Annotated in this window: 25 protein-coding genes; 10 read left to right on the top strand and 15 right to left on the bottom strand. The window is 63.9% G+C overall.

All coding sequences use genetic code 11. The features are described 5' to 3' along the window. Nucleotides 1–269 precede the first annotated feature (269 nt). From H163_RS0118720 to H163_RS0118700, 5 genes are all read left to right on the top strand, one after another. Complete coding sequence (locus H163_RS0118720) at nucleotides 270–1,742, top strand: benzaldehyde dehydrogenase (protein WP_019966152.1); 1,473 nt, start codon at nucleotides 270–272, stop codon at nucleotides 1,740–1,742. Between the two features lie 72 nt (nucleotides 1,743–1,814). Next, nucleotides 1,815–2,915: an NAD(P)-dependent alcohol dehydrogenase gene (locus H163_RS0118715; RefSeq protein ID WP_026356045.1), complete on the top strand. Its 1,101-nt coding sequence runs from the start codon at nucleotides 1,815–1,817 to the stop codon at nucleotides 2,913–2,915. Between the two features lie 319 nt (nucleotides 2,916–3,234). Continuing rightward, nucleotides 3,235–4,275 carry a TRAP transporter substrate-binding protein gene (locus tag H163_RS0118710; protein ID WP_040679242.1) on the top strand — a complete coding sequence of 347 codons (1,041 nt, stop codon included), beginning with the start codon at nucleotides 3,235–3,237 and terminating at the stop codon, nucleotides 4,273–4,275. 74 nt (nucleotides 4,276–4,349) lie between these two features. Continuing rightward, nucleotides 4,350–4,865: a TRAP transporter small permease subunit gene (locus H163_RS0118705; protein ID WP_019966149.1), complete on the top strand. Its 516-nt coding sequence runs from the start codon at nucleotides 4,350–4,352 to the stop codon at nucleotides 4,863–4,865. Continuing rightward, nucleotides 4,855–6,195 (top strand): TRAP transporter large permease, encoded by a 1,341-nt coding sequence (locus H163_RS0118700; protein ID WP_019966148.1) that lies wholly within the window; start codon nucleotides 4,855–4,857, stop codon nucleotides 6,193–6,195. Before H163_RS0118705 ends, H163_RS0118700 begins: the two co-directional genes overlap by 11 nt. 25 nt (nucleotides 6,196–6,220) lie before the next feature. Here the strand turns inward: H163_RS0118700 and H163_RS23200 are convergent, their stop codons facing one another. Continuing rightward, entirely contained in the window at nucleotides 6,221–7,297 is a 1,077-nt protein-coding gene (locus tag H163_RS23200) for an AraC family transcriptional regulator (RefSeq protein ID WP_040679220.1), read from the bottom strand. Between the two features lie 132 nt (nucleotides 7,298–7,429). On the opposite strand from H163_RS23200, the gene H163_RS0118690 reads away from it, so the two are divergent. Then, the gene (locus tag H163_RS0118690; protein ID WP_019966146.1) at nucleotides 7,430–8,878 is read left to right on the top strand and encodes an APC family permease; all 1,449 of its coding nucleotides are present in this window, start codon (nucleotides 7,430–7,432) and stop codon (nucleotides 8,876–8,878) included. Nucleotides 8,879–8,976: 98 nt separating this feature from the next. Continuing rightward, nucleotides 8,977–10,347 (top strand): aminotransferase class III-fold pyridoxal phosphate-dependent enzyme, encoded by a 1,371-nt coding sequence (locus tag H163_RS0118685; protein WP_019966145.1) that lies wholly within the window; start codon nucleotides 8,977–8,979, stop codon nucleotides 10,345–10,347. 168 nt (nucleotides 10,348–10,515) lie between these two features. Here the strand turns inward: H163_RS0118685 and H163_RS0118680 are convergent, their stop codons facing one another. The 3 genes from H163_RS0118680 to H163_RS0118670 are packed head-to-tail and all read right to left on the bottom strand — an operon-like array spanning nucleotide 10,516 to nucleotide 13,357. Further along, nucleotides 10,516–11,805 (bottom strand): TRAP transporter large permease, encoded by a 1,290-nt coding sequence (locus tag H163_RS0118680; protein ID WP_019966144.1) that lies wholly within the window; start codon nucleotides 11,803–11,805, stop codon nucleotides 10,516–10,518. Beyond that, a complete protein-coding gene (locus tag H163_RS0118675; protein ID WP_019966143.1) occupies nucleotides 11,802–12,338 on the bottom strand; it encodes a TRAP transporter small permease in 537 nt (178 codons plus the stop codon). Before H163_RS0118675 ends, H163_RS0118680 begins: the two co-directional genes overlap by 4 nt. Continuing rightward, complete coding sequence (locus tag H163_RS0118670; protein WP_019966142.1) at nucleotides 12,335–13,357, bottom strand: TRAP transporter substrate-binding protein; 1,023 nt, start codon at nucleotides 13,355–13,357, stop codon at nucleotides 12,335–12,337. Before H163_RS0118670 ends, H163_RS0118675 begins: the two co-directional genes overlap by 4 nt. 112 nt (nucleotides 13,358–13,469) lie before the next feature. Between H163_RS0118670 and H163_RS23195 the strand changes: the two genes are divergently transcribed. Beyond that, entirely contained in the window at nucleotides 13,470–13,970 is a 501-nt protein-coding gene (locus H163_RS23195) for a MarR family winged helix-turn-helix transcriptional regulator (RefSeq protein ID WP_115336582.1), read from the top strand. A 24-nt stretch (nucleotides 13,971–13,994) separates the two neighbouring features. Here H163_RS23195 and H163_RS0118660 read toward each other — a convergent pair whose 3' ends face one another. The 8 genes from H163_RS0118660 to H163_RS0118625 are packed head-to-tail and all read right to left on the bottom strand — an operon-like array spanning nucleotide 13,995 to nucleotide 20,758. Continuing rightward, nucleotides 13,995–14,501, bottom strand: a complete 507-nt coding sequence (locus tag H163_RS0118660; protein ID WP_019966140.1) for a flavin reductase — start codon at nucleotides 14,499–14,501, stop codon at nucleotides 13,995–13,997. A gap of 10 nt (nucleotides 14,502–14,511) precedes the next feature. Further along, on the bottom strand, nucleotides 14,512–15,492 hold the full coding sequence (locus H163_RS0118655) for a PDR/VanB family oxidoreductase (RefSeq protein WP_019966139.1): 981 nt from the start codon (nucleotides 15,490–15,492) through the stop codon (nucleotides 14,512–14,514). Further along, nucleotides 15,489–16,250 carry an SDR family NAD(P)-dependent oxidoreductase gene (locus H163_RS0118650; RefSeq protein WP_019966138.1) on the bottom strand — a complete coding sequence of 254 codons (762 nt, stop codon included), beginning with the start codon at nucleotides 16,248–16,250 and terminating at the stop codon, nucleotides 15,489–15,491. Before H163_RS0118650 ends, H163_RS0118655 begins: the two co-directional genes overlap by 4 nt. Then, entirely contained in the window at nucleotides 16,250–16,744 is a 495-nt protein-coding gene (locus H163_RS0118645) for an aromatic-ring-hydroxylating dioxygenase subunit beta (RefSeq protein WP_019966137.1), read from the bottom strand. The genes H163_RS0118650 and H163_RS0118645 overlap by 1 nt, the downstream gene beginning before the upstream one ends. Continuing rightward, nucleotides 16,741–18,003: an aromatic ring-hydroxylating oxygenase subunit alpha gene (locus H163_RS0118640; protein WP_019966136.1), complete on the bottom strand. Its 1,263-nt coding sequence runs from the start codon at nucleotides 18,001–18,003 to the stop codon at nucleotides 16,741–16,743. The genes H163_RS0118645 and H163_RS0118640 overlap by 4 nt, the downstream gene beginning before the upstream one ends. Before the next feature lie 47 nt (nucleotides 18,004–18,050). Continuing rightward, on the bottom strand, nucleotides 18,051–18,416 hold the full coding sequence (locus tag H163_RS0118635) for a hypothetical protein (protein ID WP_019966135.1): 366 nt from the start codon (nucleotides 18,414–18,416) through the stop codon (nucleotides 18,051–18,053). A 36-nt stretch (nucleotides 18,417–18,452) separates the two neighbouring features. After that, a complete protein-coding gene (locus tag H163_RS0118630) occupies nucleotides 18,453–19,592 on the bottom strand; it encodes an acyl-CoA dehydrogenase family protein (protein WP_244296128.1) in 1,140 nt (379 codons plus the stop codon). 2 nt (nucleotides 19,593–19,594) lie between these two features. Continuing rightward, the gene (locus tag H163_RS0118625; RefSeq protein ID WP_019966133.1) at nucleotides 19,595–20,758 is read right to left on the bottom strand and encodes an amidase; all 1,164 of its coding nucleotides are present in this window, start codon (nucleotides 20,756–20,758) and stop codon (nucleotides 19,595–19,597) included. Nucleotides 20,759–21,276: 518 nt separating this feature from the next. Here H163_RS0118625 and H163_RS0118620 point away from each other — a divergent pair. Further along, nucleotides 21,277–21,843 carry a nuclear transport factor 2 family protein gene (locus H163_RS0118620; protein WP_019966132.1) on the top strand — a complete coding sequence of 189 codons (567 nt, stop codon included), beginning with the start codon at nucleotides 21,277–21,279 and terminating at the stop codon, nucleotides 21,841–21,843. 94 nt (nucleotides 21,844–21,937) lie between these two features. Here H163_RS0118620 and H163_RS0118615 read toward each other — a convergent pair whose 3' ends face one another. The 3 genes from H163_RS0118615 to H163_RS0118605 are packed head-to-tail and all read right to left on the bottom strand — an operon-like array spanning nucleotide 21,938 to nucleotide 24,203. Then, complete coding sequence (locus H163_RS0118615; protein WP_019966131.1) at nucleotides 21,938–22,777, bottom strand: intradiol ring-cleavage dioxygenase; 840 nt, start codon at nucleotides 22,775–22,777, stop codon at nucleotides 21,938–21,940. A 17-nt stretch (nucleotides 22,778–22,794) separates the two neighbouring features. Next, nucleotides 22,795–23,862, bottom strand: coding sequence for a maleylacetate reductase (locus H163_RS0118610; RefSeq protein ID WP_026356042.1), 1,068 nt, complete (start codon nucleotides 23,860–23,862; stop codon nucleotides 22,795–22,797). Next, nucleotides 23,859–24,203, bottom strand: a complete 345-nt coding sequence (locus H163_RS0118605; protein ID WP_040679218.1) for a Dabb family protein — start codon at nucleotides 24,201–24,203, stop codon at nucleotides 23,859–23,861. Before H163_RS0118605 ends, H163_RS0118610 begins: the two co-directional genes overlap by 4 nt. A 226-nt stretch (nucleotides 24,204–24,429) precedes the next feature. Between H163_RS0118605 and H163_RS0118600 the strand changes: the two genes are divergently transcribed. Then, complete coding sequence (locus H163_RS0118600) at nucleotides 24,430–25,338, top strand: LysR family transcriptional regulator (RefSeq protein WP_019966128.1); 909 nt, start codon at nucleotides 24,430–24,432, stop codon at nucleotides 25,336–25,338. Nucleotide 25,339: the final 1 nt, after the last annotated feature.

Raw genomic sequence — 25,339 nt, 5'->3', positions numbered from 1 at the left:
TATGAAAATGACAGATCATTCAATGAAATTCTGAAACCCTGAGGAATGCGGCATGGCTGCCCGCCCGTTGTCCCTTGCTGAAAAGTCCATTTTCTTCAGTGGCTTGCCCCGTATGTCCGGCGCAGGCCCGTTGTGGCACGGCGCTTGCCTAAGGGAAACTACGGCCATTTGAGGAGATGGTCTGGCGGCGGAAGCTGCCAAGAGGAGGACGGCACGGGCGGTGCGGCAGGGCAAACTGCGGCGCCTCCGGCCAAAGGGAGGACCTGATCATGAACATGCTGCATGCCGGATTTCTGAAGCCGGGAAGCTGGAGCGGACGCATATTTGACGGCAGCTGGTCTGCATCTGCCGCCGGTACGCTGACCGTGCGCGAGCCTGCGACCGGAGACGTGCTTGCCGAAACGGGCCTCGCCGGGCCGCAGGAGGTTGCCGCCGCAGCAAGGGCCGCCGCTGCTGGGCAGAAGGCCTGGACTGCCATGCTGCCGCAGGCGCGTGCCGCGATCCTGAACCGGGCTGCTGATCTTCTGGAGCAGAACGGGCAGGAGCTGATCCCCTGGATCATGCGCGAAAGCGGCTCGATCGAGGCCAAGGCGGGCATCGAGATAGAGCACGGCGCCCAGTTCTTGCGCCATGCCGCCTCGCTGGCCACCATGCCCATGGGGCTGGTTCTGCCCACGATGGATGGCCGCAGCAGCCACGCCCGGCGCCTGCCGCATGGGGTGGTGGGTGTCATCTCGCCCTATAACTTTCCGCTGGTTCTGTCGGTGCGTGCCATCGCTGCGGCGCTGGCGGTGGGCAATGCGGTGGTGCACAAGCCCGACCCGCGCACGCCCATTTCCGGTGGCATCATCATCGCCCGGCTGTTCGAGGACGCTGGCCTTCCCGCCGGTGTCCTGCATGTGCTGCCGGGCGGCGCGGATGCGGGCGAGGCCATGTGCAAGGACCCGAACATTGCCATGATTTCCTTCACCGGCTCGGCGGCGGGTGGCTCGAAGGTGGGCGAAGTCTGCGGACGCCATCTCAAGAAGGTGCAGCTGGAACTGGGCGGCAAGAACGTGCTGATCGTTCTGGATGATGCGGACGTGGATGTGGCCGCCTCCAACTGCGCCTGGGGCGCCTTCCTGCATCAGGGGCAGATCTGCATGGCGACAGGTCTTGTCCTTGCACATGAAAGCATTGTGGAGGCGCTGGCGGAGAAGATCGCGGCCAAGGCCCGGCATCTGCCGGTGGGCGATCCTGCCTCCGGCCGGGTGGCGCTGGGGCCGGTCATTTCCCCCAATCAGGTCGAGACGATCCAGCACATCGTTGATGATGCGGTTGCCAAGGGCGCCCGGCTTCTGGCGGGCGGCAAGGCGGATGGCCTGTTTTATCCGGCAACCGTTCTGGCGGGCATCACGCCGGAGATGCTGGCCTTCCGGGAAGAGCTGTTCGGGCCGGTGGCCTGCATCATGAGTTTTGCCAGCGATGCGGAAGCTGTCCGCATTGCGCAGGACGATGACTACGGCCTGTCCGCCGGCATTCTCTCGGCCAGCACGTCGCGCGCCATGGCCATCGGCAATCAGCTGCGCACAGGCATGCTGCATATCAACGACCAGACGGTGAACGGCGGGCCCTTTGCGCCCTTCGGCGGCTTCGGCAAGTCGGGCAACGGCACCCGCATCGGCGGGCCTGCCGACATCGAGGAATTCACCCAGTGGCAATGGGTGACCGTCCGCGATCAGGCCCAGCCTTATCCGTTCTGACATCCCTTCCGCCGGACGCTGGCTGGCCTTGTGCCCGCCGGTGTCCGGCCCTTTCCGTTGCTGGAGGCAATCATGAAAATCAAGGCAGCCGTCGCGCGCGAGACGCGGGCGGATCTCGTTCTGGAAACGCTGGATCTGGAAGAGCCGAGGGCAGATGAAATTCTGGTGGAGGTGGTGGCCACGGGCGTGTGCCACACCGACATCGTGGTGCGGGACGGCATGCTGCCGACGCCGATGCCGGTGGTTCTGGGGCATGAAGGCGCCGGCATCGTGCGCAGCACCGGCAGTGCCGTTACCAAGGTGAAGCCGGGCGACCGTGTGGTCATGACGTTCAACTCCTGCGGCTACTGCGAAACCTGCAAGGAGCATCAGCCGTCCTATTGCTACGAGTTCTTCCCGCGCAACTTCTTTGCAACGCGCGCTGACGGCTCGACGGCTCTGTCGAAGGACGGCGAGCGGGTGCATGGCAATTTCTTCGGCCAGTCCTCCTTTGCAAGCCATGCCATCTGCAATGAAAGGAATGTGGTGAAGGTGCCGGAGGGCGCGCCGCTGGAGCTTCTGGGGCCGCTCGCCTGCGGCATCCAGACCGGAGCGGGAGCGGTGCTGAATGCGCTGAAGGTGCGAGAGGGCAAGAGCTTTGCCGTCTTCGGTGCCGGGTCTGTTGGCCTTTCCGCCGTGATGGCGGCCAAGGTGGCCGGAGCGCGGACCATCATCGCGGTGGATCTCAATCCGGACAGGCTGGAACTGGCGAAGGAACTGGGCGCGACCCATGTCATCAATCCCAAGGCGGAAGATGCCACGGCGGCGATCCTCGCCCTCACCGGTGCAGGCGTGAACTATGCCCTCGACACCACGGGCCTGCCGCCGGTCATCCGCTCGGCCGTGATGGCGCTTGCCAACGCCGGAACCTGCGGCATTCTCGGGGCGTCCGGGCCGGAGGCGGAGCTGCAGATCAACGAGATGCATTTCATGAGCGGCGGGCGGCGGCTGATGGGAATCGTGGAAGGCGAGAGCGATCCGGATGTGTTCATCCCGCATCTGGTTGAGCTCTACAAGAAGGGGCTTTTCCCCTTCGACAAGCTCATCACCTTCTATGAGTTCGACGAAATCAACGCCGCCATCCATGCCTCCGAAACGGGCTCTGCCATCAAGCCTGTCCTGCGGATGGCGTGAGGAATAGTTTATTTCGTTGGATGTGAGATGAAACCCTGAGGCCGTCTTCATGCGCGTGAAGGCGGCCTTCTGCATCTGGCTGGGGCGTCCGCTTCCGCCGCCCGGCTTATCTTTGCGGGCGGGATGCGGGGCAAGCGCTGCTTTCTTGCGCTGGCTGCAACAGAGTTTTCCGGAATGCGCGATTTATTCCGGAAGATCAAAGTGCAAGCCTGACCTTGCAGCATGTTTCACCGGCAGGTGATCCCATCGATAAACAACAAGATCCACGCGGGAAAAAAGTAATTTTCTCCCGATGCTGGCCCATGCCCAGAGGTTCATCATGAAATTCACCCGTTCTCTGCCGCGTCTGGCGGCCCTCGCATTGACAACGGCACTTGTGGCAGCCGCGCCAGCGCAGGCGGATACCGTTTCTCTGGATCTGCAGAGCGCCTGGCCCCTGACCATGCCGGCCAGCGGCCAGAATGCCGAATATCTGGCGGAGAAGCTGAATGCCCTGTCGGGTGGCAGCCTCAAGGTGAAGGTCTATTCGGCCGGCAAGCTGGTGCCGCCGCTGCAGATTTTCGACGCCGTGCAGCAGGGCTCGCTGGATGCGGGCTACACCTCGCCGCTCTATGTGGCCGGGCGCTTCCCGGCCGTGCAGCTCTTCGGCGGCATCCCCTTCGGTCCGGATGTGCTGACCCACGCGGCCTGGATCTATAACGGCGGCGGCCGGGAGATCTGGTCGGAGATCTATGCCAAGCAGGGCGTCGTCACCATTCCCTGCGGCCTGATGGAGCGGGAAGCGGGCGGCTGGTATTCTTTCGAGATCAATTCTGTCGCTGATTTCAGCGGCAAGAAACTGCGCTTTGCCGGGCTTGCGGGCGAGACCATGGTCAAGCTCGGCGCCTCCATCGTGCTGCTGCCGACCGGTGAGATCTATCCGGGCATGGAGAAGGGCGTGATCGACGGCGCCGAGCTGTCCATGCCCGCCATCGACGTTACCGTCGGGCTCGATAACGTCGCCAAGAACTACTACCTGCCGGGTTGGCACCAGCCTGCAGCCATGAACGAGCTGATCATCAATCAGGCCAAGTGGGACAGCATGGACGAGGCCCAGAAGACGGCCATCGAGGAAGCCTGCAAGGCGACGAACCTGCGCTCCGTCATGTCCACCCAGACCGCCAATGCGGAAGCGGTGAAGGGCTTTGAGGCCAAGGGCGTGCAGGTGCGCCAGTTCCCGCCGGAGGTGCTGGAGGCCATCAAGGCCAAGGTGGATGAGGTGATGAAGGAGCAGAGCGGGAAGGACGCCGACTTCAAGCGCGTCTGGGAGTCCGTGTCTGCCTATCGCGCCTCGACCGAAGCCTGGGCTGCCCGTCAGTAACACGAGGATTGCGCGGGTGGCGGGGCACAGATGGCCTGCCGCCCGTCCGCCTTCACTGCAACGGGGCCATCCTCATGCATTTCGTCGAACTGGTGGACCGGCTTAGCCGGTCGGTGGGGCTTGCAGGGGCGCTGGTACAGCCGCTGCTGATGCTCACCATTCTGGGCAATGTGCTGCTGCGCTATGTGTTCAATCTCGGCATGATCGAGCTTGAAGAACTGCAGTGGCACATGAATGCCGTCGTGGTCATGTGCTGTCTTGCCTGGGCCTACCAGCGCGACATGCATGTGCGGGTGGATGCCCTGCACGGGCGCATGGGAGAGCGGGGCAGGGCACTGGCCGAAGTGCTCGGCGTTCTCTTCCTGCTGCTGCCCTTCGCCGGGTTCCTCACCCTGAACTCCTGGAAGATCTTTGAATATTCCTGGCGTCTCAGGGAAGGCTCGCCCATGCCCTCCGGCCTGCCGGCCCGCTACATCATCAAGGGCGTCATGGCCGCAGGCTTTGCCCTTCTCTTCCTGCAGGGGCTTTCCGTGCTCCTGAAATCCCTTGCCGTTCTGATCCGCCCCGGGAGGTCCGCCGATGGGCGTTGATGCGGTTTTCGTCTTCCTGCTGTTCTCCACCTTCATGGTGGTGATGTTCTCCGGCTATCCGGTGGCTTTTGTGCTGGGCGGGGTCGGCGTGCTCTTTGCCGTGCTCGGCAGCGTGCTGGATGCCTTTGCCTTTGATGCGGACATGGCCTCCATCCGCATGCTGGGCTTTGTCGCCAACCGGACCTTCGACACGCTGTCCAGCTATTCGCTCATTCCCATGAGCATGTTCATCTTCATGGGCCTGATGCTCGACCGCTCGGGCATTGCCGAAAAGCTGCTCACCTCTATGCACGGGCTGTTGCGGCAGGTGCCGGGCGGGCTGGCGGTGTCGGTGGTGCTGATCGGCGTCGTGCTGGCGGCCTCGACCGGCATCATCGGTGCTTCCGTGGTGCTGCTCGCCACCATCGCCATGCCGGCTATGCGGGCGGCAGGCTATGACGACCGTTTGAGCCTTGGCACCATTGGCGCGACCGGATGCCTCGGCATTCTCATTCCGCCGTCGATCATGCTGGTGGTCATGGGTGACCAGCTGCAGATCCCGGTGGGGGACCTTTTCAAGGGTGCCATTGTGCCGGGCCTGCTGCTCGCCGGTGCCTATGTGGTCTATATCGTCACCGTGGCTCTGATCTGGCCGGAGAGGGCCCCCAAGGGGCAGACCGGTGAAGCGGCAAAGGTGACCTTTGGCGAGCTGGCCCGGGTTCTGGTGGCGCCGCTGCTGCTGGTTGTGGCCGTGCTGGGTTCCATCGTCTTCGGCATTGCTTCGCCGACGGAGGCCTCCGGTATCGGCGCGGCGGGGGCAACGCTGCTCGCCATCGGCTCCGGGCGGCTGGGCTGGAAGGGGTTCGTCGAAGTCTGTGAGGCAAGCGGGCTGACGACGGCCTTTCTCTTCGCGCTGATCTTCGGTGCCTCCTGCTTTTCGGTGGTGCTGCGCGGCTATGGCGGGGACGAGGTGATTGCCGATGCCCTTCATGCCATTCCGCTGCCGCCGGAAGGCACGCTGCTGCTGATCCTCTTCATCCTGTTCCTGCTGGGTTTCTTCCTCGACTGGATGGAGATCATCCTCATCATCGCGCCGCTGGTGATGCCGGTGCTGACCGCCATGGGCCATGATCCGGCCTGGGTGGCGGTCCTGATGGCAGTCTGCCTGCAGACGTCCTTCCTGACGCCGCCTGTGGGCATGGCGCTGTTCTATCTCAAGAACACGGTTCCGGATGCGGCCATCGGTACCATCTACCGGGCGGCGGTGCCTTTCGTGCTGCTGCAGATGGCGGTGCTTGCCGCCTGCCTCATCTGGCCGCAACTGGTGCTGGGGCTTGCGGGCATGAAGTGACACCGGGAGGGGGGGTAGGCAAAGCCTACGCGCCGCCGGTGATCCACTCCTCACCGTCATCGCCGCTTGCGTCCTGTGCCGCCCGGCGCTGCCCCTTGGCCGCGCTGGGCGGTTCGCCTTTCCAGCCCCGGTAGGCGCGCCAGAAGACCGTGCCGTCGGCATAGCCCAGACTGTGGGCAATCTGGGTGACGCGGGCATCCTTCTGTGTCAGCTGATTGGCCGCCAGCTGGATGCGGTGCTCCCTGACGAGATCGCGCAGCGAGGTGCCTTCTTCTGCCAGCCGCCGCTGCAGGCTGCGCGCCGACATGTTGAGTTCGGCCGCAAGGGCGGTCAGCGTCACCGGCTTCTGGCCAAGATAGAGGCTGATCCGGTTGCGGATGCGGTCGGTCATCGTCTGGCTTTCATCGCTTTCGTCGCCGATCAGGTCGGCAAGGTGATGCTCCAGAATGGTGACAAGCTCCCGGTCCTCGCTGCGGTAGATCCGCGTCGCATCATCCCGGCCCATGATGATCCGGTTGCTGGCCTGCCGGTAGAGCACGGGCGCGCGGAAAATCCGCTGTAAAAGCTGCGGATTGGCGCTCTCAGCATGCTCGAAATGCACTTCCAGCGGCTTCCACTCCGGCGAGAAGCAGGAGCGCACCAGCTGGGCGCAGGCGGCCAGCGTGTATTCCGCATCCTGCCGCCGAGGCCACATGACCGGGTCCTGCAGCCGGTAGGTCCAGACCAGATCGCCATTGACCTCGAACATGTTGGACTGGGTGCCGCTCTGCAGGGCCATCACGTGGCTCGCCAGCCGCTGGAATCCGGCCGCAATGCTGGGGGACAGGGAAAACAGGACGCCCATTGGCCCCATGTCCGCCGGCTGCACCCGCATGGCCAGCTTCAACCCCAGATCTGGATCCTTCAGATGGACGGCAGCCGCCTCGAACAGGGTGACATAGCGGCCCAGCGGCAGCACCGAGTAGGGGTCGGAAAGCTGCGTCCGGGTGATGCCATATTTGGCGATGAACTCCTGTATATTGCTGCCCTGATCTGCGATGTGCTTCAGCAGCGGGGTCAAGACAGAGGCACGCACTGACTTTATTTTAGGCGCTCTTGCCATGCCGGAATTTCCCTTACGCAGATTTACGGGAATGTGGCGCATATTATCGGAAGTTTGACGCATAGTGCAATGGGACTGGCGCGGCGCGCAGTCATACTTGAAGAATAAAAATGAACTTCCAGGGGTAAAAACATGACGAACGACGCGAATACTCGCGCCGGCGGAGAGGTGCGGCTTGCCCGCAACTCGGTCGGGCTGGCGCATATTGTCTTCTTTGTGGTGGCTGCAGCCGCGCCTTTGACGGCTGTAGCGGGGGCCTCGCCGGTGGCTTTCGCCTTCGGCAACGGGGCCGGAGTTCCCGGTGCCTTCGTGCTGGCGGGCCTTCTCTACATCATCTTCTCGGCCGGGTTCACGGCCATGAGCCGCCATGTCGGCGGTGCCGGTGCCTTCTACACCTATATTTCTCAAGGACTTGGCAAGCCGATGGGCGTCGCCGGAGCCGTCATGGCGCTGGTGACCTACAGTTCGGTGCAGATTGCCGTCTACGCGCTCTTCGGCGTCTTCACGGCAGGCGCCATGGCCGGGCTCGGGCTGGAAGCGCCCTGGTGGGCATGGTCGCTGGCGGCCCTTGTGGTGGTCCATCTCTGCGGCCAGCGCAACATTTCCTTCTCCGGCAAGATCCTTGGCGTCGCCATGGTGCTGGAAATCGCCATCCTCCTGATGCTGGATGTCGGCATCCTGCTGCGCGGCGGCGGCCCGGAAGGCCTCAGCCTTGAGAATTTCGCACCGTCCGTCGTGTTTTCGCCGGGGCTGGGCGTGGCGCTGGTCTTTGTGATCGGTTCTTTCATTGGATTTGAATCAACCGCCATCTTCGGTGAGGAAGCCCGTGATCCGGACCGGACCATTCCGCGTGCAACCTATGCTGCGGTGCTGCTGATCACCGGTTTCTATGCCTTCTCCACCTGGGCCATCGCGCAGCATTACGGCTCGTCCGTGATCCAGCAGACGGCAGAAGCCGGCCTCGAGACGCTGTATTTCAATGCCGCTGCCGATGTGCTGGGCCCCTGGTCGGTCACGGCCATGGAAATCCTGCTTATCGTGTCGCTGTTTGCCTGCGTCCTGTCCTTCCACAACACGCTGAACCGCTATTTCTTCGCCCTCGGCCGTGAGGGGCTGATTGCGAAGATCTTCGGCAAGGTCAGTGCCGCGCATGGCTCTCCGGCGGCCGCAGGCTGGCTTCAGTCGGCGATTGCCGCCAGCATTCTCATCGCCTTCATCATCGGCGGCGCGGATGCCTATGCGGTGGTGTTCTCCTGGATGTCGGCCCTTGCCGTGCTTGGCATCCTGATGGTGCAGTTCCTCGTGTCGCTGGCCATCATCGCCTACTTCCGCCGCCAGCATGGCCATGAGCACAGCATCCTTGTGACGCTCATCCTGCCGGCCCTGTCGGTCGTGGGTCTTGGCGGCGCCATCCTGCTGGTCAGCAGCAATCTGGAACTTCTGTCGGGCAGTGACAGCGTGCTGGTGCAGTCCTTCCCGGTTCTCATCGCCCTTTGCGGCCTGGCCGGGTTCCTCTTCGCCATGCGGATCAAGACCCGCCAGCCGGATCTCTACAAAAACCTCGGGGTTGTCTTCGAGTGATCCCTTTCTGCCGGGCGGTTCTGCCACAGAGCCTGTCCGCCCGGCAGCATCATCCCCAAAAGCAAGAAAACGGAATCCATCCAAAGGAGGAGCAGACGATGCTCGACAAAACGTCCAACTTCATCCGCGAGAACAACACGCGGCACCAGTTCCACCCGATGATCCATCCGCTGATCTCGCAGGCCAATCCGCCGCAGATCATCGTCGCCGGTGACGGCTGCTATGTCACCGACATTGACGGCAAGCGCTATGTGGACGGCTTCGGCGGCCTGTGGAACGTCAACGTCGGTCACAACCGGCGTGAGGTGAAGGAAGCGATCATCGCCCAGATGGACCGCATTTCCTATTACTCGTCCTTCGCCGGCACAACCACGCCGCCTTCCATCGAACTCTCGGCCAAGGTCTGCGACATGGCTGCCGAAGAAGAAATGGACAAGGTGTTCTTCAGTGCCAACGGGTCGGACGCGGTGGAGACCGCGCTGAAGCTCGCCCGTCAGTACTGGCAGCTTGCCGGAGAGCCGGGCCGCTACAAGTTCATCTCCATGAAGAACGGCTATCACGGCGTGCATTTCGGCGGTGTGTCCGTCAACGGCTCGCCCTATTACCGTGGCGCCTACGAGCCGCTGCTGCCGGGCTGCACCCAGATCGACACGCCCTGGACCTACCGCAACCCCTATACGGAAGACCCGGAAGAGCTCTCCGAAATCATCGCCCGCCTGCTGGAGCGCGAGATCTATCATCAGGGACCGCAGACGGTGGCTGCCTTCATCGCCGAGCCGGTTCAGGGCGCGGGCGGGGTGATCGTGCCGCCGGCCTCCTTCTGGCCGAAGGTGCGCGAGATCTGCGACCGCTACGGCGTGCTGCTGATCGCCGACGAGGTCGTCACCGGCTTTGGCCGGTCGGGCTCCATGTTCGGCTCGCGCGGCTGGGGCGTGAAGCCGGATATCATGTGCCTCGCCAAGGGCATTTCGGCCGGTTATGTGCCGCTGGGCGCCACCGTGCTGAACCGCCGCGTGGCCTCGGCCTGGTACAAGGATGTGACGCCGGGCGGCTTCCTGATGCACGGCTACACCTCCACCGGCCACCCGCTCGCCTGTGCCGCAGCTCTCGCGGCGCTCGACATCGTGGAACGGGAAGACCTGCCGGGCAACGCCGCCCGCATGGGCAAGGTGCTGCTCGATGGCCTGAAGCCGCTGGAAGGCGTCTCCTCGATCATCGGTGAAGTGCGCGGCAAGGGCCTGATGGCCGGCATCGATCTCGTCGGCGACAAGAAGACCCGTGCGCCGCTTGATCCGTCCAACGGCATTGCCGAGAAGGTGGCCTTCTACGCGCGTCAGGAAGGCGCGATTGTCCGTCCGGCCGGCTCCACCATCATCCTCTCGCCCCCGCTGGTCATCGGTGAGGAGGAAATCTCCATCCTGGTCGCCGCCCTCGGCAAGGCCTTTGCCAAGGTCGAGAAGGAACTCTGATCCTGCAAATGGAAAGGCCCCGCCGGAGCAATCCGGCGGGGCCTTTTCTTCACACCTCCGGCCTATCATGCCAAGGCTTAAGATGCTGACGCATCACGCCTTGAAATGGCTCAGGCGCCGCACGGGCTTAACCAACTCCCGATGAGTAAGTCTCATCGGGAGTTGGTCTCACATCATCCGCGGCACGAAGAGGACGATGGCCGGGAAGGCGAGGATCAGGGCAATGCGGCCCACATCCACCGCAACAAAGACGCCAAGCCCCCGGAAGATGGTGCCAAGGCTGACATCGCGCACCACCGACCGCAGCACGAAGGCATTGAGGCCGACGGGCGGGGTGATGTAGCTGACCTCGGTGACGATCACCACATAGATGCCGAACCAGATGAGGTCGAAGCCGGAGGCCGCGACAATCGGGTAGAACACCGGAATGGTCAGCGTGATCATGGACAGGCCTTCCAGCACGCAGCCAAGCAGCAGGTAGATGGCCGTGATCATCAGGATGATCAGCATCGGATGGTTGCCCACCGAATTGAGCAGCGCCTGAATGTCCTGCGTCATGCCGGAGAGGTTGACATAGTTGGTGAAGGTCAGGGCGCCGAACAGGATGAAGAACATCACGGCCGTGGTCTTGGCGGTTTCGTAGAGCGTCAGGACCGTCTGGCGCAGGTTGAGCCGCCGCTGGATGATGACGAGCAGGAAGGCGCCTGCCGCGCCCATGCCGGCACTTTCGGTGGGGGTGAAGACGCCCAGATAGATGCCGCCCATGACGAAGACGAACAGCAGCATGGCACCGCTGATGCCCTTCAGCGCCCGGATGCGGTCCATCAGCGGCAGCTTCGGTTCCACCGGCAGATCCAGCTTGCCGATGCGCACGGAGATGATCACCGCAAGCGCATAGCCGAGAATGCCGATGATGCCCGGTACGATGCCGGCGAGGAACAGCTTGCCGATGTCCTGCTGGGTCATGATCCCGTAGAAGACGAGGATCACCGACGGCGGGATGAGGATGCCCAGCGTGCCGCCCGCTGCGATGGAGGCGGTGGAGAGCCCGTCCGGATAGCCATACTTGCGCATGGAGGGCAGGGCGATCTTCGCCATGGTCGAGGCCGTGGCTAGGGACGAGCCGCAGACGGACGAGAAGCCGCCGCAGGCAAAGACGGTCGCCACCGCCAGCCCGCCGCGCCGGTGCCTCAGCCAGGCATAGGCGGCGTTGTAGAGATCCTGCGCGATGCCCGACTGCACGACGAAGTTGCCCATCATCAGGAAGAGGGGAAGGATCGACAGGGAGTAGCTGCGGCTGTTGTCAAAGAAGGTCTGGCCCAGCAGGGAGAGGGCCGGGTTGAGGCCGATGATGGCGACCGTTCCGGCGGTGCCGACGGCGGCCAGCGCAAAGCTGATCGGGATTCCGGCGGCCAGAAGGGCGAAGAGGATGAGGATGCCGACTTCCCAATGGTTCATTCGGGCCTCCCAGCCTGCTCCGGAAGGAGGCAGGCAATGGCTTTGGCGACAAGGATGAGGGCGGCAAGCCCGGTGAAGATCGAAACGAGATAGCCAAGCGGTGCCAGCGGGATCTGCAGGCTGATCGTGGTGCCGCCATAGGAGCCGACCTGCGCTGCCGCGGTCCAAAGGCGCCAGCCGATGACGCACAGGATGGCGGCAGAGGCGAGTGCGGCAACGGGCCTGCGCAGCTTTTCGACTGCCCAGGGCAGACGGGCGGTCAGCATGTCCACGGTCACATGGTCATCATCCAGCGTTGCGGCGGGAAGGCCGATGAAGATCACCGCCGCAAGCAGCATTTCGGTCAGTTCGGTGGCGCCCTGAACGGGGGATGCAAGAAAATAGCGGCCGACCACATCGGCCACGGTGAGCAGCATCATGGCGGTCAGCATGACGGCACAGATGACTGCAAGGCCCATCCGGAACCAGGTCAGGCCCGCGCTGCGCGCAGGCCTTTCCCCGATGACGGGCGTCTTCTGGACGCAGGTGCTCATTCAGCGGCGGCCTTGGCGATTTCCGCCTTCAGCATCTCGTAGGCAGCAGCGCCATCGACGCCGCTGGTGGAGACTTCCGCGATGCGCTTGTCGATCACCGGCTGGAACTTGACCTTGAGGGCCTCGACTTCTTCCGCCGTTGCCTTGTGCAGGGTGATCTTGCCTTCCATGGCGCTGCGGCCGGCGGCATCGACGGTATCCCACATCTTGCCGGCGCGGCGGACCAGCGGCTCGCCGATGACGGTCTCGATGGCTTCACGGTCCTTCGGGTCCAGGCTGTCGAACTTCGCCTGGTTCATGACGATGAACATGGTGGTGTTGTAGAGCCCGCCGGGGAACTCCAGACCCTGATCCAGCAGCGGGATCAGGTTGAAGAAGCTGACGGATTCGAAGGGGAAGAGAATGCCGTCGGCAATGCCCTGGGACAGAAGCTCGTAGGCCTTGGAGGAGGGGCCTTCCACGGGCACGGCGCCAAGGCCGGTGGCAAGGTCATGGGCCAGCGTGCTGCCGACGCGCACCTTCTTGCCTGCAATGGCTTCCGGCGTGGTCAGTTCGCCGCCCTTCATGAAGATGGCGCCGGGACCGTGCGTGAACAAAGCAAGAACTTTGACGCCCTCGTATTCGTTGGCGTCCTTCAGCATCTTCTCATAGGTGCGCCAGTAGCCGACTGACACGGCTTCCGCGCTGTCGCCCAGGAACGGCATCTCGCCCAGAACGGCAGTCTTGAAGCGGCCCGGCGTGTAGCCGTTGACGGCATAGGTGATGTCGGCCACGCCATTCTTGGCAAGGTCGAAGGAGGCAGGCGGGGGAGCGAGCGGCGCCGGCAGGATCTGCACCTTGACGCGGCCTTCCGTGACGCGCTCGATGTCTTCTGCCATCGGCTGCATCAGCTGGGTGACCTGCGGGTGGCTGGGCGGCAGCCAGCTGTTCAGGGTCAGCACGGTCTGGGCAGAGGCCACGCCCGTCATCAGGCCAAGTGCCGTTGCGCCGGCAAGAGCAAAACTTGTGATCACGTTCATTTTCATCTAATTCCCCTCTGGTGTATTGTTATGCATGCAACCGGCAATCGGCTCATTGCGACCGCCGCTGTTCGGAGGCTTTGCGCCCCTCGAAACCTTGGAAAGACTGGCCATGACTGCATCCGACACCGCTCACGTCTCTCTGGCCGCAGAGGCCGCTCTCAACGAGGGCGAGCAGGCTGTGAAGCGGATGAAGCGGAACTGGCCGTTTTACTGGGTTTCCCGTGTGAACGGGCGTTACGTGCAGGTGCTGGAGCGCCGCCTGAAGCCCATCGATCTCGACATGCCGCGCTGGCGCGTGCTGATGTCGCTGCACGAGGACGGCTACCTCAGTGTTTCCGAGATTGCCGACTACAGCGTGCTCAAGCTCAACACCGCCACGAAGATCGTGCAGCGCATGCTGTCCGATGGTCTGGTCACCACCCGTGTCCGTCCGACGGATGGCCGCGTCACCGAAGTGACCCTGACGCCCAAGGGCGACGAAATGCGCCGCCGTGCCCTGATGGAAGCAGACAAGATCCTCGCCGCTTCCTTCATCAATATCTCTGGCGAGGAGCTGGCAGCACTCAACGGCCTTCTGGAGAAGGTCTTCGACGGTCTGGGAGAGATCTGAGCGCGCTGCCGGTCCTGCCATCGCTTACCCCGCCGCGGCTTCAAGCTGATGGAAGGCGCGGCTGAACCAGATCAGCCCTTCCGGTGTACCGGTCCACAGCCGGGTTGCGGCCACCTCACAGAAGAGCACGGAATGGGTCCCTTTCTGCTGGCGATCGATGATCCGGCAGTCGAAGGCCACGGCCGCGCCCTGAAGAACGGGGGCGCCCGTCTCCAGCGTGTCCCATCCGGCCTGCGAGAAGCGGTCTTCGCCTGTCCATTTGGTAAAGGCGCGTGACAGATCCCGGTGCCCGGGCCGCAGCACATTCACGCAGAGCGTGCCATTGGCCAGAAAGGCGTCATGGGCATAGGCGTTCTGGTTGATGCAGGCCAGCAGCATGGGCGGGCTGTCGGTCACCGAACAGACAGCCGAGACGATCATGCCATGGCGCCCGGCGGGGCCATCGGTCGTCACCAGATTGACGGCGGCCCCCAGACGGCTCATGCCTTCGCGGAAGGCTGTGATTTCCGGGGGAATTGGGGTCTCGGTCATGACTTCCTCCTCAGATGTCGAGCACGAGGCGCGAGGTGCAGGCGCGTGAGCAGCAGGCGCAGATCATCGAGCCTTCTTCCTTTTCGCCGTCCGTCAGAAACTGGTCGCGGTGATCGGGCGTGCCCTCCAGCACATCCGTCACGCAGGTGCCGCAGACGCCTTCCTCGCACTTCACCTCGATCTTCACACCCGCGCGGGCGAGAGCCTTGGCAATCGTGTCTTCGGGGCCAACCGTCACGGTGACGCCGGACAGGCGCGCCTCCACCTCGAAACTCTCGCCCGTGGTGTCCACATCGGCGGAGAAATACTCGCGGTGCACGTGCGACGGGGCATGGCCCATCGCCTCGGCGCTGGAAATCACCCAGTCCATGAAGCCCTGCGGCCCGCAGACATAAAGGTGCGTTCCGGCGCCGGGCTCCGGCAGGTCACGCGGCAGCTGCAGGCGCTGGGCCTCGTCTTCATCGTCATGATGGAAGACCACCCGGTCCGCCCAGGGGCTTGCCGCGATCATGCTGCGGAACGCCGTGATGCCGGCCGAGCGGGTGCAGTAATGCAGGGTGAAGTCCCGGCCGAGGGCATGGAGGCGCTGGGCCATGGCCAGCATCGGCGTGATGCCGATGCCGCCGCCGAAAAGCACCGTGCGGGTTGCGCTTTCCTCCAGCGGAAAGTGATTGCGCGGCCCCTCGATCCTGAAGCGCGCACCGGGTGTTGCCAGCCGGTGCACCGCTTCCGAGCCGCCGCGGCTCTTGGGGTCCTTCAGCACGCCGATTTCGTAAGCCGTATTCGTGGCAGGGTCCGAGCAGAGCGAGTACTGCCGCCACAGGTCGAGGGTGCCGTCCTGAAGGTGGATGTCGAGATGGGCGCCGGCGGTGAACGGAGGCAGGGGCTCCCCGCCCGGGCTTGCCAGCCGCAGGCGGATGATGTTGCCCGGTTCCTCGATCCGCCCGGTGACGGTCAGCTCAAGCGTCTGGTTCGGACTGATCGCATTCATCGCATGTAGATCCCGCCGTTGACGTCCCAGCAGGCGCCGGTGACGAATGCAGCCTCAGGGCCGGCCAGAAGGGCGACCAGCCCGGCCACGAAATCCGGGTCCCCCAGTTTCCCGACCGGGATATTGGCCAGCGCACCGGCCATCTTCTCCGGGGTGATCACCGAGCGCACCATCGGCGTGTCCATGGGACCGGGGGCGATGGCGTTGCAGGTGACGCCGAAGGGGGCGAGATCACGTGCGAATATCTTCGTCAGCGTCAGGATCGCGCCCTTGGAGGCGGCATAATGCGCGCCGGTGGCGGTGCCGCCGTTCTGGCCTGCGAGCGAGGCCATGTTGATGATCCGGCCATAGCCGCGGTCGCGGAAATGGCGGCCGAAGATCTGGCAGCCGGTGAAGGTGCCGCCCGCATTGACCGCCATGATGGCGTTGAAGTCGGCCGGATCGATCTCCAGCACGGGCTGGACGGCGGTGCGGGCGGCGTTGTTCACCAGCACCTCGACCGAGCCCCAGCGCTCGACGCTGCGGTCGAGGATGGTCTGGAAGTCGTCCGGCTTCGTCACGTCCAGCGTGCCGGTGACCGCCGTCTCCCCGGCCAGGTCAAGCTCCTGCGCCAGCGCTTCGGCGGGGCCGGTTTCCACGTCGGTGATGACGACGCGGAAACCGGCCTTGTGCAGGGCCCGGACGGCAAGGGCACCGAAACCGGTGGCCCCGCCCGTCACGACGGCTGTCTGGATCTTTTCAGGAAGCGGCGCTGCCATCAGAACAGATAGCTGAGCGCAGTCAGCTCCCCGTCAGAGTTGAGCAGCGTTGCCACCTTGTCGCGGATGCGCAGGCCGTTTTCGGTGCGCAGCAGCACATAGCGCAGGTTCGCGCCAAAGACGCGCTGGCGGCCGAACTTGTCCTCGATCAGGTGCTGGGCGCAGCGCAGCGTCACCGTTTCCCCGTCCTGGGCCTCGATGACGAAGCGCGAGACGGTGCGGATGGTCTGGGCCGGGGGCGCGGAGGAGATGGAGAAACCGGCCTGAAAACGCTCGATCCGCATCTTGCGCATCTTGGCGTCGTCGTAGCACAGGTTCAGCTCGTCCTCGTAATTGCCGTCCGGATTGATCGGCATGATGTAATGGCCTTCGCCAGCCCACAGGGCGAGCCAGGCGTCATAGTCCTTGCGGTCCAGCAGCTCGGCCTCGTTCCAGACGAATTCGGTGATTTCCTGCAGGGTCACTGCGGATGTGATGGTGCTCATCGAGTTCATTGGTCCATCATCCTCTTCCACATCTTGTAGGCGGCGCGCATGCCGGTTTCCGCGCTCACGTGGCCGCGCGGGCCGTGCTCGCCGGGCACTTCGTCAACAAGGCCGCGATTGACGAGGATCGGCAGATCCTCACCGCCCAGCGTGCCGCGCTGGACGCGTTCCCACACTTCCGCATCATCGGGAGAGCCGAAGCCGAGCGGGCCCTGGAAGTGTTCGTGCAGGCGCAGGCGCATGCGGTTGGCCGCCACCGGGCCGCCGTCCATGCCGAGCGCGACGTGGCGGATGCCGGTCTCGCGCACGTTGATCGGGCGCAGCACGCGGAAGAAAGACAGGGAGAAGGAGACATTCGGGAAGAGGTTCAGGTTGAAGCCTGCACCGCCTACCGCACGCACGATCTTGCGCACCTGATCTTCCGGATAGCCTTCGTCCCGCAGTTCCTGCGCCAGCGCTTCAAAGCGCTGCGGAATGGCGGCGTCGAGGTTGTCGTCGAGGTCGACGAGTTCCGGCATCATCACCATCACCGAATGGCCGTTGCCGAGGTCTTCCACGAAGCCTTCGCCCTCAAGGAAGGTGAAGGTGGCTTCGGCTTCCTTGTCCAGCGACTGCAGGAAGGACTTGTGCACCACGGGGAAGTGGTAGGCGTCGGTCGTGTTCTCCAGCTGGATCTTCCAGTTGCCCGGGAAGGTGAACTGATGTTCGCCCAGTACCTTGATGGGGAAGCCGCCGCCCTGCTTCATGAACAGGTCGATCCACTTCTTCGCTCCGGCAAGGAAGCTTTCCAGCGGCTCGATCTCCTCGTTGAAGGTGGCGAAGATCATGCCCTGATAGCTTTCCACCCGCAGCTTCTTCAGGCCGTGGGCTTCCTTGTCGAAGTCCTCGCCATACTGCTCCGGATAGGGCAACCCGCGCAGGGAGCCGTCGAGGCCGTAGCCCCAGCCGTGATAGGGGCACTGGAAGGAAGAGGTCTTGCCCTTCTTCACCTCGCACACCGTTGCGGCCCGGTGGCGGCAGCGGTTGACCATCACGTGGATCTCGTTCTTGCGGTCCCGCACGACGATGACCGGCTGGCGGCCAACCCAGGAGCGGACGAAGGAGCCCTTGTCCGGGATTTCGGAGGTGTGGGCGACCCACACCCAGGTGCGGCCGAAGATGCGCTCCAGCTCTTCCTCGAAAAGCGCCTCGTCCTCGTACATCGGCGTCTTGACCCGGTCGAATTCGACCAGATCACCGGGTTGCGGTTGTGTTGCGGCGATCGTCATTTGAGCTCTTTCCTCTGGTTTGTTGCTTTGACCCTGTTGGCGGCGTCTTACAGATCCGGGATCTGCAGCGCACGGCCCATGCGCGCCTCGATGCGCATGTAGCGCCACAGGCGATGGTTCTCGTCGCCGACCTGAATGGTGCGGAACAGGTTGCAGGCCGCGACCACGGCATCCCGGTCGGGGAAGTCGCAGAGCATGTAGCAGGTCCACGGGAAGCCCGTGGGCGAGGTGCCGACCATGGTCTCGTCGTCATCTATGGTGCCCAGCACGGTCACACCGTCCATCTTGGCAACGCTCGACATGAACGTGGCAAAGCCCGTCCAGACGCTGCCGATCTTGTCGAAGGGCAGATCGAAGAAGTTCTGCTGCACGGCAATGCAGAGCAGGGTGCGGATCTGTTTGGCTTCAGCCATTTGTTTATCCTTTCAGTGGAAATGAGAGTGAGTGTCTCACGGGTAGCCGGGGGGCACGGGCTGGCCGAGCAGGGCGGCGCCCGCCGCCTGCCAGCTGCCTGCGCCGATGAAGGCGTGCTGGGCAACGCAGGCCGCATCGATCATGCAGCGGCCGAGTGGATGGCCGCTCATCATCGCGTCCGAGCCGCCCATGACGAAGGCAAGGCGGGCGGCCTCGGCCCCGTCTTCAGCGGCCTTGGAGGCGGCGTGGCGCAGGCGGATGTGCGTGGCGCGGTCAACCTCGCCCTTTTCGAGCATCTGCTGCCAGCCTTCCTCGATGGCGTCGTAGAAACCGGCCCTTGCGCCGGACAGAAGGCCTTCCGCACGGGCAAAGCCGGTCTGGATATAGCCGCGCGCCGCAGGGCTCGGTGCGCCGGTGATGGAGGCGCGCTTGGTGGCGTCCTCGCTCAGCCAGTCGAGAGCCGCACGTGCGGTGCCAAGGGCGACGACGGCCAGCACCTGTGCTGCGAGCGCCATAGCCGGATAGTGGAAGATCGGGTCGTCCATTTCCGGCTTGCCGCCCCGGATGAAGGTCCATTCTTCCGGCACCACGACCTTGTTCGCGACGATGTCGTGACTGCCGGTGGCACGCAGGCCGACCGTGTCCCAGGTCTCGTCCACGGTAACGGCATGGCGGGGCATGACGGCGGTGCGGGGCAGCGGGCTGTCCTCGCCCTCGATCTTGATGCCGGCACCGACCAGAGAGGCGCCCATGACGCCGGAGCCCCAGGGCCAGCGGCCGGTGACTTCCAGCCCGCCGGGCACGCGCTTGGCAAGTTGGGGAGGGAACAAGCCGCCTGCAAAGACTGTGTTGGGGTCCTTGCTGTAGATGGAGGCATAGGTTTCCTTCGGCAGGGCCGCCAGATAGGTGGCCGAGACGCCGAAGCTGGCGACCCAGCCGGCCGAGGCATCGGCGCTGGCGATTTCCTCGATCAGCCGGCAGAAGGCCGCCGGAGACAGGGCGTCGCCGCCAAAACGCTCCGGCACGAAGGCACGGTAGACGCCGATGGCCTGAAACTGGCGCACGATATCAATCGGGATATGGCGCAGCTGATGAAATTCATGCCTGCGGGACCGGATTTCCGCCTTCAGGCTTTCGAGTGTCACGTCCGCAGGGGACTGGGAAAGGGCATCCATGGTCATTCCTCCACCTGGAAGTCTTTGAAGGTCTCGCAAAGCCAGCGGGCGATGGCGCAGACCTGCTCATCTCCCTGCTTGCGGCCAATGATCTGAAGTCCGGCGGGCAGCCCGTCCGGCGTGAGGAGCGGCAGAACCAGTGCCGGATGACCCGACAGGTTGAACGGCCGCAGATAGCGTGTGAGGGGGAGAACCCGCTGCGGATCATCCGCTTGCGAAAGGCGCGGCGGCACCACCGGCAGGGCCGGGGTCAGGATCGCGTCATGGCTGGCAAGGGCGGCATCCACTTCGGCCGTGAACCGGGCGCGCACCTCTTCGGCAGCGGCCAGATCGTCATCCTTGATGGACATGGCTGCGGCGATGCGAGCCCTCACATCTGCGCCCAGCGGCGCGCCTTCCGTGACCAGATGGCCGAAGGCTGCTGCTGTTTCGCGGCCGATCACCGTCATGCCCGCCTTGAAGGCGGCTTCCAGTGAGGGCAGGTTCACAGCCGTAAGGGCGCCCGCCTGCGGCGTGATCACCGGGGCGAGTGCTGCCAGAATGCCGGGCTCGGCATCCATGCCGGTGATGGCGAGCCTTGGCGCTGCCGTCAGGCGTGTTGGCGTGAAGCTGCCGTCGAGTGCGGCCATCGCCTGCTCGATCCGGTCCATGCTTCTGGCAAAGGGGCCAATGCAGTCGAGCGAGCTTTGCGCCGGGCTTGCGCCCTTGCGGCTGATCCGCCCGAAGGTGGGCTTGAAGCCGATAACGCCGCAGCAGACCGCAGGCTGGCGGATGGAGCCGCCGGTGTCGGTGCCGATGGCAAAGTCGACAAGCCCGCCAGCCACGGCGGCAGCAGAGCCGGAGGACGAGCCGCCGGGAATGATGTCCGGCCAGCGCGGATTGACCGGCGTGCCGAAGCGGGCGTTCACGCCCGTCATGCCGTAGGCAAGCTCGTGCATGTTGGTCTTGGCGGTGATGCGGCATCCGGCATCAAGCAGGGCCGCCACCACATCGGCATGCACTGTGGCGGCAGGGGCCGCGTCGAAGGCCGCCGAGCCGCAGCGCGTCACGGTGCCCGCGATGTCGATGCAGTCCTTTACTGCAACACGCGGACCCGTCTGGCCAAGCGCAAGCGTGGCCGTAAAGACCGGCGAGCCGCCGGTCAGGGCTGAAGAGTCATTTGTCATTTTTTCTATGCGGAGCGCTTGCGGCTCCGTTCCCTCTGGATACGGTAAAATTACCGCAAATCGGAAAGCCGTCAACGTAAAATCGTTGATGAAGATCAAAAAAATTATTTGAAATCAAATAGATAAACGATAAATGCGGCGCCAGCCCTATCGGCTGTGCCGTTCCCTTCAGGCGCGGAATGAACACTCGGCGCAATTTCAACGAAATACAGACAGCCAGAGCGTAACATGTAAAATCACGTGAATTGTTGCGTATTCTGAAAGTCTGTTTTGCGCCGGTGATGTCTGCTGCACCGCTTGCCCTTGCGGCCTTTGCAAGGGTTCTTGGTTTTGAAGGTGTTTTGCACGCGGCAGTGAGTAATCCTGTGCTGGAAACTCATCTTTTGCGCTGTATTACGTGAATATTACCGCTTGACCCTGAGGGCGGACGGCGCAAGCCTTGCGCCAGCGCGCAGGCGTGTGCCGGCTCATCTGACGGCTCATGCGCCTGTTCATCTGCAACGATAAGAGGGGAAGTCATGACTGAGACCACAAGGCTGGACGCACTGGTGCGGCGGATCGAGGTGCTGGAAGCGGAAGCCGATATCCGGCGCCTTCAGGCCCGTTACATGTTCCTGTGCGACACACCCATGCCGGAGTTCGGCGTGACAAGCGATGCAGAGCGCATCGGCCTGATCATGGCGCTCTATACGGAAGATGCAGTGTGGGAGGGCGTTGGCGAATATTACGACAACCAGTTCGGCCGCGCTGTGGGGGCGGCGGCCATCCGCAAGCATTTCGAGGGGTTCTGGGGCGGCAAGACCGATCCGGCCCTGATCCTCAACTGCCACTATCTCACCTCCGAGCAGATCCACGTGCATGAGGGCGGGACAACGGCAGACGGGCAGTGGGTGCATATGCAGCCGTGGCTGTTCTCCGACGGCAAGGCGCTGCTGCGCTCCTCGCGCCTCAACAACACCTTCCGCAAGGAGCCGGACGGGGTGTGGAAGATCACCCGCACCCGCACGGAAAACGTCTTCGTTGCCCCGCTGCCGTCCACCTGGGCCTCGGACTATCCGTCAAAGTCCGTGCTGATGCGGCCCTGAGCGGGCCGCTCCTTCCGGCACCTGCAGTACGAGTTGAAGCCCCGGTCACCGCCGGGGCTTCAGCTTTTTGGGGGCCAGGATGCTCTTGCGCGCCTCACTCCGCCTGCAGCACGAAATCATAGGCTGCGTGCCATGTCTCGCTGTCCCGGTCCACCCTTTCGAAAGGCGTGATGAGCGAGGCCTTGACGCCGAACACGGCATCGCTTTCCAGATAAGGATCACCTGAAACGAAAAGATGGGTGATCACCCGCCGGTAGCCCGGTGCGGTGACCATGAAATGCATGTGGGCGGGCCGCCAGGGGTGGCGGCCAAGGGCGTCGAGCAGCTGCCCGGCCGGCCCGTCATGGGGGATCGGGTAGGAGACGGGCCGGATGCCCCGGAAGGCATAGCGCCCGTCTGCGCCCGTGCGGAAGATGCCGCGGTTGTTGAAGGGCGGTTGCACACCGGGCTGCTGCACGTCGTAGAAACCGTCTTCATTGTCTGACCACACGTCAATCAGCGCGCCTTCGACAGGATTGCCATCCAGATCCAGCACCCGGCCCTCGAAGAGGCAGGTTTCGCCCTTGCCGTCGAGGCTGATGCTGTCGCCCATCTGCCGCTCCGGCGCCCCGTCCACGTGGAAGGGGCCGAAAACGGTCGTCTCCGTTGCGCCTTCCTGCTGGCGGTGGTTGATGGCGTCCACCAGCATCGACACGCCCAGAATATCCGACAGCAGGATGAACTCCTGCCGCGTGTCCGAGCAGATCTGGCCGCTGCGGGTGAGGAAGCTGATGGCTGCGGCCCATTCCTCTTCGGTGAGTTCAACATCCTTGATGAAGGCATGCAGGTGGTTGACGAGTGAGGTCATGACATGGGCAAGGCGCGGGCTGGTGGCAGGTCCAATGCGGCCGTTCACCTGCTCGGCGGACCGGTCTTCTGTGAAATAGTCGATCATGGCGGTCTCCTTTGCTGTCAGCTGTCCATCCGGGGCAGGGACCCGTCATGGGCGCGCCGGAGCAGGGCCAGAATGGCCTGCCGCTCCAGCGGCCGCGGATTCCAGTAGGGGTTGGAAAGGGTGATGTCTGCCGCCCGCTCAAGGCCGCTTTCCGGCAGGCCGATCTCAGCCAGGCTGACCGGTGCGCCCGTGGCGCGTGCAAGGTCCTGAAGGCGGCGGGCCGGATCGCTGCCCAGAACTCCGGCCAGCTGATCCATCACGTCCGGAATGGCCGGGGCGTTATAGGCCAGCGCATGGGGCAGAAGCACCGTATGCGTCTCGGCATGGGGCAGGGCGAAACTGCCGCCCAGCGTGTGGCAGAGCTTGTGATGCAGCGCCATCCCGACGGAGCCAAGGCACAGGCCGCAGAGCCACGCGCCGTAAAGCGCCTTGCGCCGTGCTTCGCCATCCTCAGGTGTGCGGTGGATGGCGGGCAGTGCTGCGGCCATGGCGCCGATGGCCTCGAGCGCCAGCAGGCCGATGACCGGATTGCGGTCCCGGGCATAAAGCGCTTCCACCGCATGGGCGATGGCATTCATGCCGCTGGTCATGCTGACACGGACCGGCAGGACATGGCTGAGGCTGACGTCATAGAGCACGGTCTGCGGCAGCACCTTGGCCGAAACCTGCGTCTGCTTCTGGCCGTTGCGGGTCTCGCCGAGAATAGGCGTCATCTCTGAGCCGGAGTAAGTCGTGGGGATGACGAGTTGCGGCAGGCCGGTGCGCAGTGCCACCGCCTTGGACAGGCCGATGGCGGAGCCGCCGCCTGCGGCCACCACCAGATCGGCCTTGCGGGTGCGGGCGGTGTCGGCGGCCAGATCGCTGATATCGACGGGCGTGTGCATCGCAGCGCCTGCAAAGGTGCCACAGACCCTGTCTCCGAGTGCTGCCGTGATGGTGTCCATCAGGCCGGTCTGGCGCGGGGTGGTGATGACCAGCACCCGCCTTGCCCCCAGCCGCTCGGCCTCCGCGTCCAGCTGATCAAGAGCGGTATCGGCGAAAATGACCCGCGCCGGATGGGCCGTGTAGGTAAAGCCTGCCATCACCGGTCCGTCTCCCCGTTCACTGGATAATCCACCTGATGGCGTGCGATCCGCAGGCCTTCCAGTGCATCACGAATGCGCAGATGGGCCGGATGAACTGCATAAGCCTTGAGCGCTTCGGCGCTTTCAAATTCGCTGAACAGCACCACGTCACAGGCGTAATCGATGCGGCTCACGTCGATGCCGATCTCCAGACAGGTCATTCCGGGGATCTGCCCGCGCAGGCTTTCAAAGGCCGTTTTGATTTGTGCCTTGGCCTGATCCCGGTCTTCCGGTGTCTCTCCGGCCACATTCCACATCACGATATGCCGCACCGCTGTGGTGCGTTTTATGCTCGCGTCCATTGCGGGCGCTCCCTCTGGCTTGGTGCGGGCTGCTTCTCTTTGCGGTGGCCCTGCTCACGTGGCATCAGAGTTGCATTGGCTGATTAGGTGATAAATCCCGTAATCTGGGAATGTTTCTTGCCCGGCGCGCAAAAATGAACGCGCTCGCCGGGCATGTGACAGAACAATTGCAAGATATGTATTTATACGGTAATAATACCGTAACAATCTTGCAGGAGGGGCAAGAATGGACCGGTTGGCAGAGCTTGAGGTTTTCACCCAGATCGCCGATGCAGGCAGCCTGACGCGGGCTGCCGATGCACTGGGCCTGTCTGTCTCCGGCGTCAGCCGGCATCTGACCAGCCTGGAAAACCGGCTGGGCGTGCGGCTGGTGCAGCGGACCACGCGGCAGCTGTTCCTGACCGGGGAGGGGGAGCGGTTCGCCGTCAGTGCCCGGGAAATCCTCTCGAGCCTCAATGAGGCGGAGACCAGCGTCAGTGCGGTTTCAGCCGAACCGCGCGGCATCATCCGCGTTGGTGCGTCATTCGCCTTTGCCAGATTGCATCTGATGCCGGTGATCCGCGAGTTCCGCGCGCGCTATCCGCTGGTCAACATCGAGCTGCAGGCCTCCAACCGCTATTACGACATGATCGAGAACGGTCTCGACCTTGCCATCCGCACCCGGCGGGGCGAGGCGGACAGCTCGATCACCATCCGCAAGCTGGCGGAGACCCAGCGCACGCTCGCTGCCTCGCCGGACTACATCGCCGCGCGGGGTGCGCCTGTCCATCCGCATGACCTGGCTGACCACGACCTGCTGCTCTACAGCCTTGCCGATGACTGGGAGAACCTGACCTTCACCCGCGGCAACGAAAGCATGCGGATCCCGGTCAGCGGCACCATGGTGTGCAATGACGGGCTGCTGCTGCGTCAGGCCGCAAGGGACGGGCTCGGCATTGTCGTGCAGCCGTCCTATGTGCTGCATGACGATCTTCAGTCCGGCCGTCTCGTCAAGGTTCTGGAAGGCTGGCATCTGCCGCGCCTCAGCATGAACCTTGCCTTCCCTTCCCGCGCCCACATGCCTGCCCGAACCCGGCTCTTCATCGATGCGCTGGTCGAGTATTTCCGGCGCAACAACTTCGAGGCGCTGTGGTAGG

Origin of the sequence: Pannonibacter phragmitetus DSM 14782, from assembly GCF_000382365.1 — a bacterium.
GTDB classification, from domain to species: Bacteria; Pseudomonadota; Alphaproteobacteria; order Rhizobiales; family Stappiaceae; genus Pannonibacter; species Pannonibacter phragmitetus.
Note: the sequence above shows the minus strand (reverse complement) of the source record. Positions and strands in the feature narration are given on the sequence as shown.